Genomic DNA, 15,807 nt, shown 5'->3' on the forward strand with positions numbered 1-15,807 from the left:
TGCTTATTTGTCGGCGGGACCGTCCTTCTCGATCCCATAGCGCGCGACGAGCTTCCAGACATGCGCCGGCACCATATGCTTCAGCCGCCTTGGCGCGGCATGGCGCAGATGCAGCACCGTCTCCGCCGCCTTCATCTCCACCCGCGCCCGCGCAAACTCCACGCCGCGCGGGCCGATGCGCGGCTGTAGCCACGACACGATCGGGCGCACCCAGTTCGGCATCCGCCGCACCGGCAGCCCGCCCGCCGCGCGCTCCGTATTGGCGATGAAGCCCGCCACCGCCGGCTTCCGCTTGCCCTTGTCGCCGGGCGCTTCGGTCTGAAGCTCGTCGCCGAGCAGGTCCACCAGCCCTTGCCCGCGCGCATTGCGCACCAGCAGCCATTGCTGCCCCTCGCCGCCCATATAGCCGACCGTAACGTCCGACAGCACATTGGTATAGTCCACGCAGGTGCGGCAGGTCAGCGGGAAGAAGTCGCGCGGCAGATCGCTGATCGGCAGGTTCAGGAACGGGATCGTGCGCTTGCGCCCGTCATCGTGGCGGATCTCGACGCGGTAATCGGGCCGGAATTCGAGATAGTTGATCGTCTCGGGCGCGTCGTCCAGCCGGGCGAGGAAGGCGTGGAAGTTCTCCGTCGTCGTGTTGTCGGAGCAGGGCGTGCCGACAACGTAAAGCCGCTCCAGCCCGAGTTCTTCCTCCAGCGCGCGCAGGGCGTAGACCTGGCACGGGATGCCGATAACCGCGAGACGGCGGTAACCGGCCGCGCGCGCCGGCTCCAGCAGCGCCAAGAGCGGCGCATAGCCCATGCGCATTCCGCGGCAGTGCGCCATCGCTTCCGGCTTGGTGACGATGACCGGCACGGGCCGCCAGCGGTCCTCCGGGTCGGGCGCGACGGTCAGCACGGCGTCGACATGCCCGCCCGCCAGCAGCCGCTCGCCGATGCGCGTGGCGATGCCGGTCCACTGCGCGCCATCGCTCGGCTGGGTCAGGCGGGCGCGCAGCATGGACCGGTAGGGGCCGAAGTGGAGTTCATCAGCGCGTTCCGGGTCGCGGGCGCGGCCATGCACCTTCGTCTCCAGCCCTTCGTAGTCGGGGCGGATGAACTGGCAGGCGCTGGCGCAGCGTTTTGGCTGATCGGTGCGCGACACGCCGCAATCGGTGCAGAACGAGCGCGGCGCGGACGGCGCGACCACCGGCGCGAAAATCCCCGGCTCATCGAGCACGCCGCCGGTTCGGCGGGTGAGGTGCGTGGTTTCGTGGCCCATGATCCCTCCGGCGGCTCACGCCCGCAGTGTAAACATTTCTGGACACTCGATCCATCCCGATCTTGACACGCGGCGCGCACTGGCGTCGAAAAAGGGGCAGGAGGGGTGTCATGGAAAAGCAGTTCTCGCCGAGCGCGGCGCGCAATACCGAGCCGATCCTTGCGGCGCTGCGGCCGCGCCTGCCGGCATCGGGGCGCGCGTTAGAGGCCGCCAGCGGGACCGGCCAGCATATCGCCGCGTTCGCGTCGGCCTTTCCGGGGATCGACTGGACACCGAGCGACCCCGACCCGACGGCGCGGGCCAGCATTGCCGCGCATGTGGCAGAAGCCGGGCTGGAGAACCTGCACGCGCCGCTTGATCTCGACGTGACCGATCCGGCCTGGCCCGAGACGGTGGACGCCGGGCTGGATGTGATCGTCGCGATCAACCTGCTGCACATCTCGCCATGGGCGGCGGCGCTTGGGCTGCTGGCCGGGGCGGAGCGGTTGCTTGCGCCGAATGGGCGGCTGTTCATCTACGGGCCGTTTTCGCGCGGCGGCGATTACCTGTCGCAGAGCAACGTGCAGTTCGACGCGAGTCTGCGCCATCGGGACCCAAGCTGGGGGCTGCGCGATGTCGATGACGTGGCTGCCGCTGCGCGGGCCGAAGGTCTCGACCTGGCGGAAGTCATCGAAATGCCGGCCAACAACCTGATGCTCTTATTCTCGAAGTCACCCGGCGGAGCGTAGAGTGCAGAGTCGACAAAACCGAGCGGCCCTATGCATTGCAGACCAACAACGTTAAGACCGGTTTCTTCTTGTTAATGCCTCAGCACCAGAAAAGATCGCTGTACCAAACAGTGCCGCAATCATTAGGGGAATGCCCGGGAAGCACAGCAGACCAGCTTGCCACCATTCCCATCCCCAACCTTCCATTGCGCCGACAAACGCAATGATGAGCATTGGAATCGCGGCGAGCTGAAATAGTGGAATTGCTAGAAAGGCAAGAACGTATTGTAGCCACACAGGCGCTCCTATCCAAACGTCCAGACCGGTGATGAATGCGGCTATGATTGTTACAGCGTAACCTAATCCAAGAACGATCACAGCACCGCCGCCGACCACGCCTAGCGACATAAGCAACTTATCCCATAGCTTGGTCATCTTTACCTCACCTAACCGAGTTCAAAAATGTCAGCGTCTATACAGCAATTTGATGATTCGAGAACAGGAGCTTCTCTTTTTCTCCACAGATGGTGCAATGAGTTGTGTATGCCATGTGGGTAGTAGTCGCGCGCCTAGTCGTTTCGTCCCTCCAGCCGGGCGATCACGGCCTGCGTCACCTGCTTGGTTGTCGCCTGCCCGCCGAGATCGCGCGGCATGTCTTCGCCCGCGCCGGTATAACGCTCGATCGCCTGCATGAGGTTCGCCGCCGCGCGCGCCTCGCCCAGGTTTTCAAGCATCATCACCGCTGACCAGAACGCGCCGACCGGGTTCGCGATGCCTTGTCCCATGATGTCGAAAGCCGAGCCGTGGATCGGCTCGAACATGGAGGGGTAGCGCGCTTCCGGGTTGAGGTTCGCCGTCGGCGCGATGCCAAGGCTGCCTGACAGCGCGGCGGCGAGGTCGCTGAGGATGTCGGCATGCAGGTTGGTCGCGACGATCACGTCCAGCGTCTCAGGCTTCAGCACCATGCGCGTGGTCATGGCGTCGACCAGCACCTTGTCGGTCTCGACGTCCGGGTAATCGCCCTTGATGGCCGCAAAGACCTCGTCCCACATGACCATCCCGTGGCGCTGCGCATTCGATTTCGTCACGAGCGTCAGGTGCTTCGCAGGCCGCGTGCGGGCCAGTTCAAAGGCGAAGCGCTGCACCCGCTCCACCCCCGCGCGCGTGAACACCGCCACATCCATGCCGACCTCTTCAGGGTGCCCCTGATGCACGCGCCCGCCCGCGCCCGCATATTCGCCTTCCGTGTTCTCGCGCACGATCACCCAGTCAAGGTCGGTGACGCCGCGCAGCGGCCCCTCGATGCCGGGAAGCAGCCGGGCGGGGCGCACATTCGCGTACTGGTCGAAGGGCTGGCAGATCGCCAGGCGCAGGCCCCAGAGCGAGACGTGATCCGGCACGCGCGGGTCGCCCGCCGAGCCGAAATAGATCGCGTCGAAGGGCTTGAGCGTCTCAAGCGCGTCCTCGGGCATCATCCGCCCGTGCTCGAGATAATAATCAGTGCCCCACGGGAACGTCTCGACATCCAGGGTAAAGCCGCCGTCTCGCGCCGCAGCCGTCTTCAGAACCTCCAGCCCGGCGGCGATCACCTCGGTCCCGATGCCGTCGCCCGGTATCGCCGCGATCTTGTGTGTCCGCATCGGCACGCCCCTCATCATGGTTGTCATGCGCCGCTGGCCGGCCGGCGCCCAAATGATATACACATACGCGATGGCGCGCGCCGGCGTCGATACACGCCCACGATAAGCGACGAGGAGTTTTCATGCAGTACCGCAATCTCGGCCGCAGCGGTCTGAAGGTCTCGGAAATCTGCCTGGGCACCATGACCTTTGGTCACAGCACCGACGAACGCGAGGCGGCCGCGATCATGGATGCCGCCTTCGATGCCGGAGTGAACTTCTTCGATAGCTCCAACACGTATGCCAAGGGCCGTTCGGAAGAGATTCTTGGCGACCTGCTCAAGGGCCGGCGGCATGAGGCGGTGATCGGCACCAAGGTCTTCAACCCGACCGGCCCTGCGCCGAATGATTCCGGCCTGTCGCGGCTCAACATCCTGCGCGCTGTCGAAGAAAGCCTGCGCCGCCTGCAGACCGACTACATCGACGTCTACTACCTCCACCACACCGACGACGAGACTCCGCTCGACGAGACGCTGCGCGCGCTGGACGACCTCGTGCGCGACGGCAAGGTCCGCTATATCGCCTGCAGCAATTTCGAGGCGTGGCGGCTGCTGGAGTCGATGTGGATCAGCGATACCAAGGGGCTGGAGCGGTTCACCGCCTATCAGCCGCAATACAATCTCGTCGTGCGCGATATCGAAGCGGAGATCCTGCCGGTGTGCCGGCTCAAGGGCGTTGGCGTCGTGGCCTGGGGGCCGCTGGCCGGCGGCTTCCTCACTGGCAAATATAAGCCGGGCGAACGAACCGCCCCGGGAACACGCTCTGAGGAAAACTGGGTGTTCATGGACCACATGTTCGCGCCGAACGCGGACGATACGCTGAAGACTCTGCTGCGCCTGTCGAAAGAGGTCGGATGCGCGCCGGGGGCGCTGGCGCTGCGCTGGGTGCTGGAGCAGCCGGACGTGTCCTCGGCGATCGTCGGCGCGCGCACGGTGGAGCAGTTTCGGAAGAGCCTGGAGGCTGTTGATCTGTCGGTCTCCTCGCATGTCTTGCGCGATTTGACGAAGGTTTCCGCGCCGCCGCTGCGCTATCCGCACATATCCGAGTCGACGATGACGCAACGCCGCCGCAACGCGCTGCGCCCGCCGTGGGCGGCTGAATAGGCGCGTTTCGTCCCCGCTGGCTCGGCCTATTTGGCGGCGAGGCGCGCGCGGATCGCCTCTTCCTGCTCGAAGGTTTCCAGATGTTCGTTGATGCGCTTGAGCCGCTCGCCCACCTCGGGCAGCAGCACATTCTCCAGCGCGCGGGCGCGCTTTTCGGTGCGCCGGTATTCCTCGGCCAGCCGGTGCAGGTTCGAGGAGGTCGCCGCCAATTCCGCGAGCGGCGCGAGCAGCGCGGCGAAGGCGTGCATGCACGCATCTTGGAATTGGTCTAAAAAGGCCCCCGCCAGCCCTAAGGCCAGCGGGGCGCAATTCTAGTCCTCGTCGTTATCGTGGCCGTACTCCTCGCGCATTTCCTGCTCGAATTCTTCCTGCTCTTTAGCGGGTAAACTAACGAACATCGCGAAGAAGATAAGCGCTCCGATGATCTTCCCTGCTGCCTCTAGGTAGCCATCGGCATTGGCCGCGATTGCTTCCAGAGTTAGCACGTAGATAACCGCTATCACCGCGGACCGGACCGGATATTCGCGGAGCAGCAGCCATACACCGCGCCACGGATAATCCCGGATCAGCTTGAGAATTCGGTTCAACTTTGCCTCCTTTGCTCATGGCACCGGAGAAACGAGAACCCCGCCAGCCGCGAGGGCCGACGGGGTGAGTCTTACAGGGTGACGCCTGCGAGGTTTGTAGCCCCAGCAAAGCGCGCTGCTCAGGATCTTGGCCGATCGCCTGTTGCGGCTGATGGCCGATGACCCGGACGGGACTCGCCGTGGTCCCGAGTGTGGGCTCTTCCGCTGCGGTTTTGGCCGCAGCTGATCCTCGTTGCGCCCGCTGCGCCAGAAGACGCTTGCGAGAAGAAAGGCGATTGCCGGCACAACTTCGACGATCAGGCTCGGCAACGTCGGCAGCCATGCCGGCGCAATGCCCTGCGGCCGCCGTGGGCGGCTGAATAGGCGCGTTTCGTCCCCGCTGGCTCGGCCTATTTGGCGGCGAGGCGCGCGCGGATCGCCTCTTCCTGTTCGAAGGTTTCCAGATGCTCGTTGATGCGCTTGAGCCGCTCGCCCACCTCGGGCAGCAGAACGTTCTCCAGCGCCCGCGCGCGCTTCTCGGTGCGGCGATATTCGGCGGCCAAGCGGTGCAGGTTGCTTGACGTCGCCGCCAGTTCGGCCAAGGGGGAGAGCAGCGCGGCGAAAGCCTTCATGCACTCATCCGCCTCCCGGGACGGATCAATGGGCGGAAAGGCGTGCTCGCCCGGTTCAGGTGCGAAGTCGTGCGCCACCATAGGCACGCCGAGAAAGGTGCTTTCCTTGCGCTTTGGGGCGTCCGGCTCGATCGTGCGGGGCGGATAGACCTGCAGGTTGTCGATGCCGTGGCGCTCCACCGCGTCGGCGAGGGCATATCGCGCTTCGCGCAGACTCTCCAGAAAGCGCTTTTCCCGCTTCTCGTAGATGCGAAGCTGGTCCAGGATTTCGGACGCGAGCAGCATCCGCTTTTCGTCAAGGAACTCGTAGCCCTGGCGCATCATGTCGCGCTCATCGGCGAGCGCGAGCGCGGCACTCTTGGTCGGAACGTCATCGACCATCGGCGGCCTCCGCTTCGCCCGTCTCCTCGGTCTCGTCGTCCTGCTCGCCCGTTTCCTCGTTCTCTTCGGCCTCCGCGCTTTCCGCTTCTTCGGGTTCCTCAGCTTCCGCGCCTTCCTCTTGCGCCTCCTCGCTCAGATATTTCTCGATCTGTTCGTCGCTCAGCCGGGTCATCTCACTGACGGGCAGGTCGCTCAGCAGACGCCAGCCGATCGCCATGGTGTCCTCGAGCGTTCGCGGCTCGTCCTGGCTGACAAGCTCGTTCTCGAAGGCGTCGGCGAATTGCAGATATTTCCGGTCCGTGCCGGTCAGCCCCTCCTGCCCGACGACGCTGGCCAGCACGCGCACCCGCGCCGCCTTGGCGTAGGAGGCGAATAGCTGGTTGGCGAGCGCGGGGTGGTCCGGGTGCGTGTAGCCCTCGCCGGTGCCCTGATCGAACAGGCGTGACAGGCTCGGCTGAACGTTGATCGGCGGATAGATGCCCTTGTGGTCCAGTTCGCGGTCGAGCACGATCTGGCCTTCGGTGATGTAGCCGGTCAGGTCCGGGATCGGATGGCTGATGTCGTCGGCCGGCATCGTCAGGATCGGCAGTTGCGTCAGCGTGCCCTTGCCGCCGCGCACCCAACCCGCGCGCTCATACAAGCTCGCCAGGTCCGAATACATGTAGCCCGGGTAGCCCTTGCGGCTGGGGATTTCGCCGTGGCTGGCGGAGACCTCGCGCAGCGCCTCGCAATAGTTGGTCATGTCCGTCATGATGACGAGCACGTGCCGCCCTTCCTCGTAGGCGAGGTACTCCGCCGCCGTGAGCGCGAAGCGCGGGGCCAGCAGGCGCTGCGGGCTGGGCTCGCTGGCGAGGTTCAGGAACAGCGCGGTGTGCCCCAGCGCGCCGGAATCCTCCATCGCCCGGCGGAAGGCCTCGGCGGTGTCGTGCGAGATGCCGATGCCGACGAAGACGATCGCGAATTCCTCGGCCTGTTCCCCCCGCAGGCGCGCGTTCTGCGCGATCTCGATCGCCAGCCGGTCATGCGGCAGTCCGCCCGAGGAGAAGATCGGCAGCTTCTGCCCGCGGATCAGGCTGTTGAGCAGGTCGATGGCCGAAACGCCCGTTTCGATGAAGTCCTGCGGCAGCGCGCGCTTCGCCGGGTTCAACGGCTCGCCGCTGATGCGCCGGAAGCTGGACGCCGCCACCGGCATCCCGCCGTCGATCGGCTCGCCGCGTCCGTTGAAGATGCGGCCCAACAAGCCCGGCCCGACGCCGAACTGCAACGGCTGTCCCCGGAAGCGGACGCTGACGTCCTCAAGCGCCATGCCGGTCGTGGTTTCCAGCACCTCGATGACCATCTCGTCGTCATCGAGCGCGGTGACCTGCCCGACGCGCGGCTCCTCATCCTCAAGCAGCACCTCGACCGCCTCGTGCAGCCCGGCCTCGACATTCCGCTCCAGGAACAGCAGCGGACCTTCGACCGCCTTGGCCCGGCCGCGCACCATCAAGTCCGCCCAGATACTCATTCCTGTGTCTCCCGCGCTTTCAGCCCGCCGAGCTGATCGTCAAGCTCGCTCCGGAGGTCATCAAAGCGCTCGATTTCATCCTCCCCGATCTCCTCGCCCATGCGCTGCAGCCGCCGGTAGACCGACAGCCCGGCGATGTCGTCCGGATCCGCGCCGCGCTCCAGCGCCTCGAAGGCGAGGTCGATGAAGCGAATGACGAGGCGCAGCATCTCGATCTGCCGCTCGGGCGAGCAGTAGCGATCAGTTTTTGAAAAGGCAGACTGGCTCAAGAGCGCCTCATTGACGAGCTGGGCGCAGGTGAGAGTCAACTGCTGGTCGGCGGGCAGGGCGTCCTTGCCGACGATGCGCGCCATGCGCTGGAGATGGGCTTCGCGCTCCAATAGCGTGAGCAGGCGCTCGCGCTGGCGGTACCAGTCGGAATTGCCCTTTTCCGTCCACCAGCCGGTGAATTTCTCCGCGTCTTCGGAATAGGACTGCAACGGATGGATGGCCGGATAGAACCGCGCCTCCGCGCGCTCCTTGTCCAGCCCCCAGAAGCAGCGAATGTAACGCTTGGTGTGGCTCGTCACCGGTTCGGAGAAGTCGCCCGCGGGCGGGCTGACCGCGCCGATGATGGTGAGCGAGCCTTCCTCGCCGGTCAGCGTCGTCACGCGCGCCGCGCGCTCGTAGAAATCGGCCAGCCGCGAGCTCAGATAGGCGGGATAGCCCGCCTCCGCCGGTAGCTCGCCCAGCCGACCGGAAACTTCGCGCAGCGCCTCGGCCCAGCGGCTCGTCGAATCCGCCATCAGCGCGACATGCTTGCCCTGGTCGCGGAAATATTCGCCGACCGTCACGCCCGCGTAGATGCTCGCCTCGCGCGCCGCCACCGGCATATTCGAGGTGTTGGCGATGATGACCGTGCGCTCCATGAGCGGACGGCCCGTGCTCGGGTCGGTCAGGTCAGGGAACTCGTTGAGCACCTCGGCCATCTCGTTGCCGCGCTCGCCGCAGCCGACATAGATGATGACGTCCGCGTGCGCGTGCTTGGCGAGCGTTTCCTGCAGCACAGTCTTGCCGGTTCCGAACCCGCCGGGGATGGCGGCGCGGCTGCCGCGCGCAATCGGGAACAGCGTGTCGAGAATGCGCTGGCCGGTGATGAGCGGGCGGTCGCCGGGGAGGCGGTCGCGAACCGGGCGCGGCCTGCGCACGGGCCAGCGATTGTGCAGGTGGACCTCGTGGCACGCATCATCGTCGTCGCGCACGACCATGAGCACCTGCTCGCGATCGATCTTGCCTTCCTCCGCGATCTCCTCGACCGTGCCGGAAACGTGGGGTGGCACCAGGCAGGGTTCCTCCAGCCCGTGCATCGTCACCTGAGCGTAAATTTGCCCGGGTTTGACCTTATCGCCCTCGCTGACCTGCGGCTGGAAGCGGCTCTCCGTGTCGTCGCCCTCCACAAAGCGTTCCTCGGAGAGCGGGCGGAGCAGGCCGTCGTAGATGTTTCCGAGCAGGCCGGGCCCGAGCGGTACGGACAGCGGCTGGCCGGTCCCGTGAACCGGATCGCCCGGTTTCAGGCCGGTCGTGTCTTCATAGACCTGCGCCACGAATTCGCGCCCGCGCAGGCGGATCACCTCGCCGGGAAGCCCGGCTTCACCGACCTCAATCGCCTCACCGAGCTGGAACGCGCCCTCGCTGACCGCGTGCAGCACCGGCCCGCCGATCCAGCGGATGCGCGCCTCAGCCATGCGACGCCTCCTCGTCGGTGTTCTCGCTTTCCTGCGTGGCCGCGAGCTGCTCGATCTCGGCGATCAGCGCGGCCTGCACCCGCCCGGTCTGCGCAAGGAGCGCCTTCGGGGTCGCGTCAAGCACCGCACCGTCCGCCTCGACGCGCAGGCCCGCATCGATCTCTTCGGAGGCTTCGGTTGCGGCGTCGTCAACGTTTTTTTCGCCCAGCCAGCTTTTCAGCTTGTCGCCGAAGTCGGAGTCGCTGTCCGCCGGATAGACCACGCGCCAGCCCTTGCGCTGCAGCCGGAACGCCGCACTGTCGAGCGCGCCCTTTGCCCATGTCTCGCGATCCTCGGCGCTTTGCCAGCGCGCCTTGAGCGCGTCCGTCAGCTTCGGCCAGGCCGTTTCGACAATGTTCGAGAGCGCGGCTTGATGACGCTGGCGCTGCTCGGTATCGCGCTGGGCCTTGGCCTGATCCATCCGTTTGGCGCGATCACGCCGCAATTCCTCGGCCGCCTCATGGAACCGCTGGCGCGCGCTGCGATAGGCCTGCTGGGTAATGCCGCGGGCTTCTTTGCGCGCTTCGTTCAGGATCCGCTCACATTCGTCCTGCTTGCGCGAGTCGATGGCGTCGATGAGCGCCTGCGCCTGTGTCTCGGCCAGATTTGCGTCGGCTTGGCTCATTATTCGATGCCCAGCGTTGCGCGGATTTTTGCCGGCAGATTTTCCGGCCGCTCCCGCTCGCGGATGTCGGGAATGACGGTCACGGTTGGGTGCTTCGCGGCAAGCGCGGACTCCAGGGTGGCCTCTGGCAGATGCTGCGCGTATTCCGCCGTGACCACGACGACATCGGCCTCTTCGCGCGCCTTGGCGAAGGCCGTAGCAGCGTCTTCAGGCGCCGGCGACGCGGTATCCACGCCCGCGAGCCGGAATCCTGTGCAGGTCACCTCGTCCCCTATGACGACGATGCCCGCCATGTCAGCCCGCCTGGTTGAGGATAAGAATGGCGACGATCAGTCCGTAGATGGCGATACCTTCGGCCAGGCCCACGAGGATGAGAACCCGTCCGAGCAGTTCGGGTTTCTCAGCGAGCGCGCCGACAGCTGCGCTGCCCACCACGGCCACGGCATAGCCCGCCCCGAGCGCGGAAAGGCCGGCCGCGGCAGCCGCGCCGATAAAGGCCCATTTCAGAATGACCGGATCGACAGTCTGCGCCGCAGCCTCCTGTGCGCCCGCCGCCCCGGAATGCGCGAGCAGCACGAGCAGGCTGACACCGCCGATCGCAATGGCCGCGACCGCGACCCCCTGCACGATTTTCATGCCTTTTGAAATCATCTCGTCCCCCCGTCGGTGTTGGTGTTCGTCTGTGGCGGCGTCAGCGGCGTGAACATGCGGCCTTCACCCTTCAGGAAACGTACAAAGAACTCAAACAGAAGCAGACGGGTCGTCTGTATGCTCACGATCAAGCCTTCCAGCAGAATGATGATGACGTTGCCGATGAACAGCACGATCCAGAAGCCGATACCGCCCGCGGCCGCGGCCACCTGGGCGACAGCGACCGAAAGCCCGGCATGGGCCAGCGCGAACGCGCCGACGCGGGCGAAGGAAACCGTGTTGACGATCAGCTGCAGGCCGGATTCGAGCAGGCTGCCCATGCCGCGAAGGGTCGCCGAGATCGGCGCGGAAGGCTCCAGAATCGCCTCGCCCAGCACGAACCAGATGACGCCGAACAGCGCCACCCACAGCGCCGGCTGCCAGAAGATCGCGACCAGTAGCGCCCCGTAGGCCACCAGCAGCCCGCACTCCCGCAGCCACCAGGTCCGCGCCGCGCCACGCCAGTGCGCCTGTGCGGCATTCAGGAACAGGCCGGTCACCAGGACCACCACGCCGATCACGATCGCGCCTATGAGGATCTCGATGGGCGCCTCCAGCGGGTGGAGCCACAGCGGTTCGATGATGTCCTTGCGCGTGAACACGTCGCCATAAAGGACGCCGAAGACCATCGCCATGATGCCGCCGGGCACCAGCAGCGTGAAGACCGGCATCTTGCGCCGCAGGATCAGACCTGCAATGAGCAGGACAGCACCGTGCCCGACATCGCCGAACATGTAGCCGAACATGACCGGCGCGAAGATCGCCAGCAGGATGCTGGGGTCGGCTTCGTCGCGCCCGGGGCTGCCCAGAAGCTGGGTGATCGTCTCGAAAGCGCGCGCCCAGGGCGGGTTGCGCAAGAGCGTCGGTGCCTCCGCCTTGCTGGGCGGCTCCGGGAAGTCCACGAGGCAGCGCAGCCCCTTTTCGGTGAGCGGCTCGCAGAAGCTGGCGCGGTCTTCGGCCGTTGTCCAGCCGGTGACCCAGGCGAGGTCGGCAGAGGCCGAGACTTCCTCGGCGTGCGAGACCATCCAGGAAATCAGTTCGATCCGGCCGATGACGCTGGCGAGGTCATATTCCGTGCTCAGCGAGTCGAGCTTGTGCTGCGTCTCGTTGATCTGCTTGTCGAGCTGCGCCAGCCGGTCCTTGATGGCTTCGGCCGCCTCGGACACGCTTGAGGGCAGGTCATCCGGGATCGGCACCGGCCGCGCCTTTTGCGCGCGTAGCTGGTCGTCCAACGAGCGCATATCCGCATCGCGCCCCATCGCGAGCAGGTATTCGCCGCTTTCCGTCTCGATGCGCTTGTGCAGGACGCGTTCGGGCACGCTGAGCGCCTGCATGTTCGCCGGCAGCAGATAGACCCGCGCGGAAAGTTCCGGGCCGGTTGTCCCGAGCCGGGAAAGGTCGGGCAGCGGCTCCTCGGCCCCCGCGAGCAGGCCGTGGAGGCGCTTAAGCTCCCGCTTGCGGTTGTTCAACTCTTCGAGGTCCGCGATCGTCGGGTCGGCCTCCTCGGCCCAGGCCTTGAGCGTTTTCACGCCCTCGGCGACAACCTTGTCCGGCTCGGGCATCCGCGCAGGCGCCATCTGCTCTGGCTCGGGCCAATAAGTCCGGTAATCCTTGGCGAGATCGTTGTAGGCGCTCAGCTCGTCACGGACGCCCTCGGGGAAAAGCGCCTCGGCGCTTCGGCTGAAGGTTTCGAGCTGCACAGCACCCGTGCGTGCCAGCGCGTCGAGAACCGAGGCGAGTTCCTCGCGTGTCGTTACCAGTTCGAACCAATGGGCCGGCACCGGGCGCAGCGTCATGCGGCGCTCCTTTCCCGCCCGTCGTGAAAGAGCTGGCGGCGGATCAGGCCGCCGCGGAACCGTTCGAAGTCCCGCCAGGTGAAGGCCAGATAAGCAAAGATGGCCACAGGCGTCTGCGCATGGCGGCGGAAGAGCCGGGTCAATTCGGCGTCGATGGCTGCCTCGCCGGCGCGGTAGGCGGCGGCCGGAACCGGCACGCCGGTCGCATCGAAACCCGGGAAGAGGGCGGTGGCGATCGCCTCAAGGGCTTCGGCCTGCGCGCGCGATGGATTGGCCCACGCGGAGCGCCAGCGGGTCAGCCACGCGGCGCCGGCGTTCTGTTCGCTCTCGCCGGCGGCTTCGGGCAGGGCTTCGGCCAGATGATCGTCGCGCTCGGCCCATTCCGGCGCGAACCAGCCGCGCTGCACATGCACGACGCTCGGCAGGTCCGGCAGCTCGGTCCAGAGGCGCGCTGCCTCTTGCCAATCCGTCGGCATCCAGCCGCTCACCTCATCCACTGTGTCGCGCCAGACCGCGCGCAGCACGCGCTCCTTCTGGTGGTGGTCCATGTCCTGCGAAAGCGGCGCGACCCAGGGGCCGAGGCTGGTCGCGCGGGCCGTCTCAAGGTACTGGTTTACCGAGCGCACCGCACCGAGGCGCTGCCAATCCGAATCCTCCAGCCGGTCGCCGTAGCGGGCCTGCGCCCGCGCCTGGGCGTAGGCGAAGCTATGCAGCGCCGTCATTCGCCCCTCCGCTCAGGCGGGTCGCCAACCGCGCGACGGCCGTGTCGATCAGCTCCTCTTCGGGATGTTCGATGAGGTCGCTGTTCCCGCCCTTCTCTGCAAGGATGGCGTCGACGGCGGCCTCGGTGTCGGCCCTGTAGTCACGGTGCGCGCGAGTAATGCGCTCGTCGGCGCGGTTTTCGATCTGCTGGGCCTGCGTCCGGGCCTCCTGGACGATGCGCTTGGCCTCCTCGCGCGCCTCCTCGATTTCCTCTTGGGCGCGCCGCTCCGCCTCCAACACCTGATCCATCGCCTCGGAGACGCGGTCCTTTTCCCTGTTTTCGGAGGCTTCGGCCATGCAACGCTCCGCACGAAATCCAAGGGCAGACAGCTGGCCGCCCCCGGAGGAGGCGGACCAGCGTGGTGGAGGTTAGAACGACATGATGCGCGCGTTATCGTCAAGCAGACGTGCGGCCATCTCTGGCGGCTTTGCCGTGCCCACGCCGTCAATCAGAGCATCTTGAGCCACGCCCTTGTTCGGCAGGTAGATCGCGCAGACCTCCACCGTGCCGCCTTCGGCGATAATCTTCTTCATCAGGCCCTGCGGGCTCATGCCCTTGGGTTTTTGCGGAGCGGTCGCGCTCTCCGGCGCGTCCTTCAGCGCGAGATCGCCGCCGGGGCCGCACAGCAGGATGTAGACCGATGCGCCCTGCTGCAGCGCCTGCATGCTGAGCACCATGCTCATGAGCTGGGTCTGCGGCTCCGGCGTGCCGACGATGGTGACGAGTTTCTTGTCCTGCGCCAACGCCTGGCCGGCGAAGGCGGTGGCGAATGCCACGATCAGCGTTGCGAGCAGCTTTTTCATGTGTCTGGTCCCTTCCGTGTGTTTTGTTCAGATCACGCCGCCGAGGATGGCGACGCCGCTCAGCGCCATCACGCCGCCAATTCCGCGCGCGAGATTTAGCCCCGCCTGGCGACCTGCCGCGCCGAGCGCGAAGCCCGCCAGGATGCCGCCGCCGTGAAGCAGCGCGGTCGCCAGCATAAAGCCGATCCCGTAACTCAAACCTGACGCTGTCGCCGGCATTTCCGCGCCGTGCGCATGGCCGTGGAAGATCGCGAAGACGGCGGTGAGCGCGGCGGCCAGCAGGCCGGGCGTGCTCTTGCCCAGCGTCACCATCGCGCCGATCACGACGACCGACAGCGCAATTCCGGCCTCGACGTAGGGTAGGGCGAAGCCATAGAGCGCCAATGCGCCGCCCGCGGCCATCGCGGCGATGAAAGCCAGCGGCAGGCCCCATAGCGCCGCGCCGCCGATCAGATAGGCCAGCAGCCCGACGGCGACCATCGCCAGCACATGATCCAGCCCGCCGATCGGGTGCATCAGCCCGTAGGTGAAACCGGAGACTTCGCCGTGCCCCGTATGCGCGGCAGCCGGAACCGCGATCAGACACAGCGCCAGAGTCAGGAAAAGGCTACGAAGGAGCATCGCTCATCCTTTCACTTTGCAGGGATTTCCATTAGTTTCCCAAAGGCGTGTGCGAGGCGAGTGCTGATCTTTCTCAACCGTGATTCCCGGCAGTTGCCGGTTACCGCCTCGCATTGGCCGACCCCGGGACTTGCGTGGTCGGAACATCCTCGTACCGAAGCAGGGAGAGTGAACGGCGTGACCCCGCGAGTCCCCAACGGTGATTTTTCGACGCTTGCTGATCGACTTCAAAACACGCCGCTTTGGTCGGCGCTGGCTGACGAGGAGCGCGAGCGCATTCTGCTTGGTGCCCGCATGGTGACGGCCCACAAGAGCGAGGTTCTGATCGAGGAGGGCGAACTGGCGCAGGCGCTTTTCATTGTCGTCGGCGGTGCGCTGCGCCTGACACGTATCAACGGCCGCGGGCACCGCATTATCGCGGGGTTCCTGTTTCGCGGCGATCTTGTGGGGGCCTGCATCGCGGATCGCTATCCGTTCTCGGTCGAAGCTATCGACGAGGTCGTGCTGTGCCGCTTCGAGCGCCGGCATATCCGCGAGATGAACCGGGAAAATCACGGGCTCGAATGGCGCATGATCACTGCAGCGTCGAATGAGTTTCTGCAGTGTCAGACGCATCTCGACATCGTGATGGGCGGATCGGTCGAGGCCAAGCTCGCCCGCTTCCTGCTCCATATCGGCGGGCGTATCGGCGAGCCGGTCTCCGACGGCACGCACATTCAGCTGCCCATGAGCCGGGAAGACATTGCCCATTACCTTGGCCACAGCCTCGAAACCGTTAGCCGCGCTTTCACCAAGCTGCGCGAACACGGCGCCATTGCCACACCGCACCGGACGCAACTCGTCATTACGGATAACTCCCGCCTTGCGGAGATCGCCGAAACGGACGGCTAGTCGGCACCTGCGGGGCT

General features: G+C 65.9%; 19 protein-coding genes. 3 read left to right on the forward strand and 16 right to left on the reverse strand.

Annotation, left to right across the window (positions count from 1 at the left end; all coding sequences use genetic code 11):
- Positions 1–3: 3 nt before the first annotated feature.
- Entirely contained in the window at positions 4–1,263 is a 1,260-nt protein-coding gene (locus BXY53_RS06055; protein WP_119060959.1) for a Coenzyme F420 hydrogenase/dehydrogenase, beta subunit C-terminal domain, read from the reverse strand.
- A gap of 110 nt (positions 1,264–1,373) precedes the next feature.
- Here BXY53_RS06055 and BXY53_RS06060 point away from each other — a divergent pair, with 110 nt between their 5' ends.
- Entirely contained in the window at positions 1,374–1,991 is a 618-nt protein-coding gene (locus tag BXY53_RS06060; protein WP_119060960.1) for a DUF938 domain-containing protein, read from the forward strand.
- Between the two features lie 51 nt (positions 1,992–2,042).
- On the opposite strand, the gene BXY53_RS14000 is transcribed toward BXY53_RS06060, so the two are convergent.
- Complete coding sequence (locus BXY53_RS14000; protein ID WP_147361514.1) at positions 2,043–2,405, reverse strand: hypothetical protein; 363 nt, start codon at positions 2,403–2,405, stop codon at positions 2,043–2,045.
- A gap of 134 nt (positions 2,406–2,539) precedes the next feature.
- Complete coding sequence (locus BXY53_RS06065) at positions 2,540–3,610, reverse strand: tartrate dehydrogenase (RefSeq protein ID WP_119061797.1); 1,071 nt, start codon at positions 3,608–3,610, stop codon at positions 2,540–2,542.
- A 122-nt stretch (positions 3,611–3,732) separates the two neighbouring features.
- Here BXY53_RS06065 and BXY53_RS06070 point away from each other — a divergent pair, with 122 nt between their 5' ends.
- Positions 3,733–4,752 (forward strand): aldo/keto reductase, encoded by a 1,020-nt coding sequence (locus BXY53_RS06070; RefSeq protein WP_119060961.1) that lies wholly within the window; start codon positions 3,733–3,735, stop codon positions 4,750–4,752.
- Between the two features lie 26 nt (positions 4,753–4,778).
- On the opposite strand, the gene BXY53_RS06075 is transcribed toward BXY53_RS06070, so the two are convergent.
- The 13 genes from BXY53_RS06075 to BXY53_RS06135 all read right to left on the reverse strand — a co-directional run bounded on the left by BXY53_RS06075 (position 4,779) and on the right by BXY53_RS06135 (position 14,899).
- Complete coding sequence (locus BXY53_RS06075) at positions 4,779–5,000, reverse strand: V-type ATP synthase subunit D (RefSeq protein WP_119060962.1); 222 nt, start codon at positions 4,998–5,000, stop codon at positions 4,779–4,781.
- A 63-nt stretch (positions 5,001–5,063) separates the two neighbouring features.
- The gene (locus tag BXY53_RS06080) at positions 5,064–5,339 is read right to left on the reverse strand and encodes a hypothetical protein (RefSeq protein ID WP_119060963.1); all 276 of its coding nucleotides are present in this window, start codon (positions 5,337–5,339) and stop codon (positions 5,064–5,066) included.
- 389 nt (positions 5,340–5,728) lie between these two features.
- Positions 5,729–6,331, reverse strand: a complete 603-nt coding sequence (locus BXY53_RS06085) for a V-type ATP synthase subunit D (protein ID WP_119060964.1) — start codon at positions 6,329–6,331, stop codon at positions 5,729–5,731.
- On the reverse strand, positions 6,321–7,838 hold the full coding sequence (locus BXY53_RS06090) for a V-type ATP synthase subunit B (RefSeq protein WP_119060965.1): 1,518 nt from the start codon (positions 7,836–7,838) through the stop codon (positions 6,321–6,323). The genes BXY53_RS06085 and BXY53_RS06090 overlap by 11 nt, the downstream gene beginning before the upstream one ends.
- A complete protein-coding gene (locus BXY53_RS06095) occupies positions 7,835–9,562 on the reverse strand; it encodes a V-type ATP synthase subunit A (protein ID WP_119060966.1) in 1,728 nt (575 codons plus the stop codon). The genes BXY53_RS06090 and BXY53_RS06095 overlap by 4 nt, the downstream gene beginning before the upstream one ends.
- On the reverse strand, positions 9,555–10,226 hold the full coding sequence (locus tag BXY53_RS06100) for a hypothetical protein (RefSeq protein ID WP_119060967.1): 672 nt from the start codon (positions 10,224–10,226) through the stop codon (positions 9,555–9,557). Before BXY53_RS06100 ends, BXY53_RS06095 begins: the two co-directional genes overlap by 8 nt.
- The gene (locus BXY53_RS06105; RefSeq protein ID WP_119060968.1) at positions 10,226–10,519 is read right to left on the reverse strand and encodes a V-type ATP synthase subunit F; all 294 of its coding nucleotides are present in this window, start codon (positions 10,517–10,519) and stop codon (positions 10,226–10,228) included. The genes BXY53_RS06100 and BXY53_RS06105 overlap by 1 nt, the downstream gene beginning before the upstream one ends.
- A gap of 1 nt (position 10,520) precedes the next feature.
- On the reverse strand, positions 10,521–10,862 hold the full coding sequence (locus BXY53_RS06110) for an ATP synthase subunit C (protein WP_210209157.1): 342 nt from the start codon (positions 10,860–10,862) through the stop codon (positions 10,521–10,523).
- Positions 10,863–10,873: 11 nt separating this feature from the next.
- Complete coding sequence (locus BXY53_RS06115; RefSeq protein WP_119060970.1) at positions 10,874–12,712, reverse strand: V-type ATP synthase subunit I; 1,839 nt, start codon at positions 12,710–12,712, stop codon at positions 10,874–10,876.
- Positions 12,709–13,434, reverse strand: coding sequence for a hypothetical protein (locus tag BXY53_RS06120; RefSeq protein WP_119060971.1), 726 nt, complete (start codon positions 13,432–13,434; stop codon positions 12,709–12,711). The genes BXY53_RS06115 and BXY53_RS06120 overlap by 4 nt, the downstream gene beginning before the upstream one ends.
- On the reverse strand, positions 13,418–13,771 hold the full coding sequence (locus BXY53_RS06125) for a hypothetical protein (protein ID WP_119060972.1): 354 nt from the start codon (positions 13,769–13,771) through the stop codon (positions 13,418–13,420). Before BXY53_RS06125 ends, BXY53_RS06120 begins: the two co-directional genes overlap by 17 nt.
- Positions 13,772–13,843: 72 nt before the next feature.
- Positions 13,844–14,278 carry a DsrE family protein gene (locus tag BXY53_RS06130; protein WP_119060973.1) on the reverse strand — a complete coding sequence of 145 codons (435 nt, stop codon included), beginning with the start codon at positions 14,276–14,278 and terminating at the stop codon, positions 13,844–13,846.
- Positions 14,279–14,305: 27 nt separating this feature from the next.
- A complete protein-coding gene (locus tag BXY53_RS06135; protein WP_119060974.1) occupies positions 14,306–14,899 on the reverse strand; it encodes a HupE/UreJ family protein in 594 nt (197 codons plus the stop codon).
- Between the two features lie 177 nt (positions 14,900–15,076).
- On the opposite strand from BXY53_RS06135, the gene BXY53_RS14005 reads away from it, so the two are divergent.
- Positions 15,077–15,790, forward strand: coding sequence for a Crp/Fnr family transcriptional regulator (locus BXY53_RS14005; RefSeq protein WP_170144355.1), 714 nt, complete (start codon positions 15,077–15,079; stop codon positions 15,788–15,790).
- Positions 15,791–15,807: the final 17 nt, after the last annotated feature.

The sequence above is a fragment of the Dichotomicrobium thermohalophilum genome, assembly GCF_003550175.1.
Lineage (GTDB): Bacteria > Pseudomonadota > Alphaproteobacteria > Rhizobiales > Rhodomicrobiaceae > Dichotomicrobium > Dichotomicrobium thermohalophilum.

Excerpts from the sequence above, each read along its gene's own strand:
- BXY53_RS06130 (WP_119060973.1), bottom strand. The coding sequence starts at position 14,278 with ATGAAAAAGCTGCTCGCAACGCTGATCGTGGCATTCGCCACCGCCTTC.
- BXY53_RS06110 (WP_210209157.1), bottom strand. The coding sequence starts at position 10,862 with ATGAAAATCGTGCAGGGGGTCGCGGTCGCGGCCATTGCGATCGGCGGT.
- BXY53_RS06075 (WP_119060962.1), bottom strand. The coding sequence starts at position 5,000 with ATGCACGCCTTCGCCGCGCTGCTCGCGCCGCTCGCGGAATTGGCGGCG.
- BXY53_RS06085 (WP_119060964.1), bottom strand. The coding sequence starts at position 6,331 with ATGGTCGATGACGTTCCGACCAAGAGTGCCGCGCTCGCGCTCGCCGAT.
- BXY53_RS06105 (WP_119060968.1), bottom strand. The coding sequence starts at position 10,519 with ATGGCGGGCATCGTCGTCATAGGGGACGAGGTGACCTGCACAGGATTC.
- BXY53_RS06115 (WP_119060970.1), bottom strand. The coding sequence starts at position 12,712 with ATGACGCTGCGCCCGGTGCCGGCCCATTGGTTCGAACTGGTAACGACA.
- BXY53_RS06125 (WP_119060972.1), bottom strand. The coding sequence starts at position 13,771 with ATGGCCGAAGCCTCCGAAAACAGGGAAAAGGACCGCGTCTCCGAGGCG.
- BXY53_RS06070 (WP_119060961.1), top strand. The coding sequence starts at position 3,733 with ATGCAGTACCGCAATCTCGGCCGCAGCGGTCTGAAGGTCTCGGAAATC.
- BXY53_RS06060 (WP_119060960.1), top strand. The coding sequence starts at position 1,374 with ATGGAAAAGCAGTTCTCGCCGAGCGCGGCGCGCAATACCGAGCCGATC.
- BXY53_RS06100 (WP_119060967.1), bottom strand. The coding sequence starts at position 10,226 with ATGAGCCAAGCCGACGCAAATCTGGCCGAGACACAGGCGCAGGCGCTC.
- BXY53_RS06120 (WP_119060971.1), bottom strand. The coding sequence starts at position 13,434 with ATGACGGCGCTGCATAGCTTCGCCTACGCCCAGGCGCGGGCGCAGGCC.
- BXY53_RS14000 (WP_147361514.1), bottom strand. The coding sequence starts at position 2,405 with ATGACCAAGCTATGGGATAAGTTGCTTATGTCGCTAGGCGTGGTCGGC.
- BXY53_RS06055 (WP_119060959.1), bottom strand. The coding sequence starts at position 1,263 with ATGGGCCACGAAACCACGCACCTCACCCGCCGAACCGGCGGCGTGCTC.
- BXY53_RS06135 (WP_119060974.1), bottom strand. The coding sequence starts at position 14,899 with ATGCTCCTTCGTAGCCTTTTCCTGACTCTGGCGCTGTGTCTGATCGCG.
- BXY53_RS06090 (WP_119060965.1), bottom strand. The coding sequence starts at position 7,838 with ATGAGTATCTGGGCGGACTTGATGGTGCGCGGCCGGGCCAAGGCGGTC.
- BXY53_RS06095 (WP_119060966.1), bottom strand. The coding sequence starts at position 9,562 with ATGGCTGAGGCGCGCATCCGCTGGATCGGCGGGCCGGTGCTGCACGCG.
- BXY53_RS06065 (WP_119061797.1), bottom strand. The coding sequence starts at position 3,610 with ATGCGGACACACAAGATCGCGGCGATACCGGGCGACGGCATCGGGACC.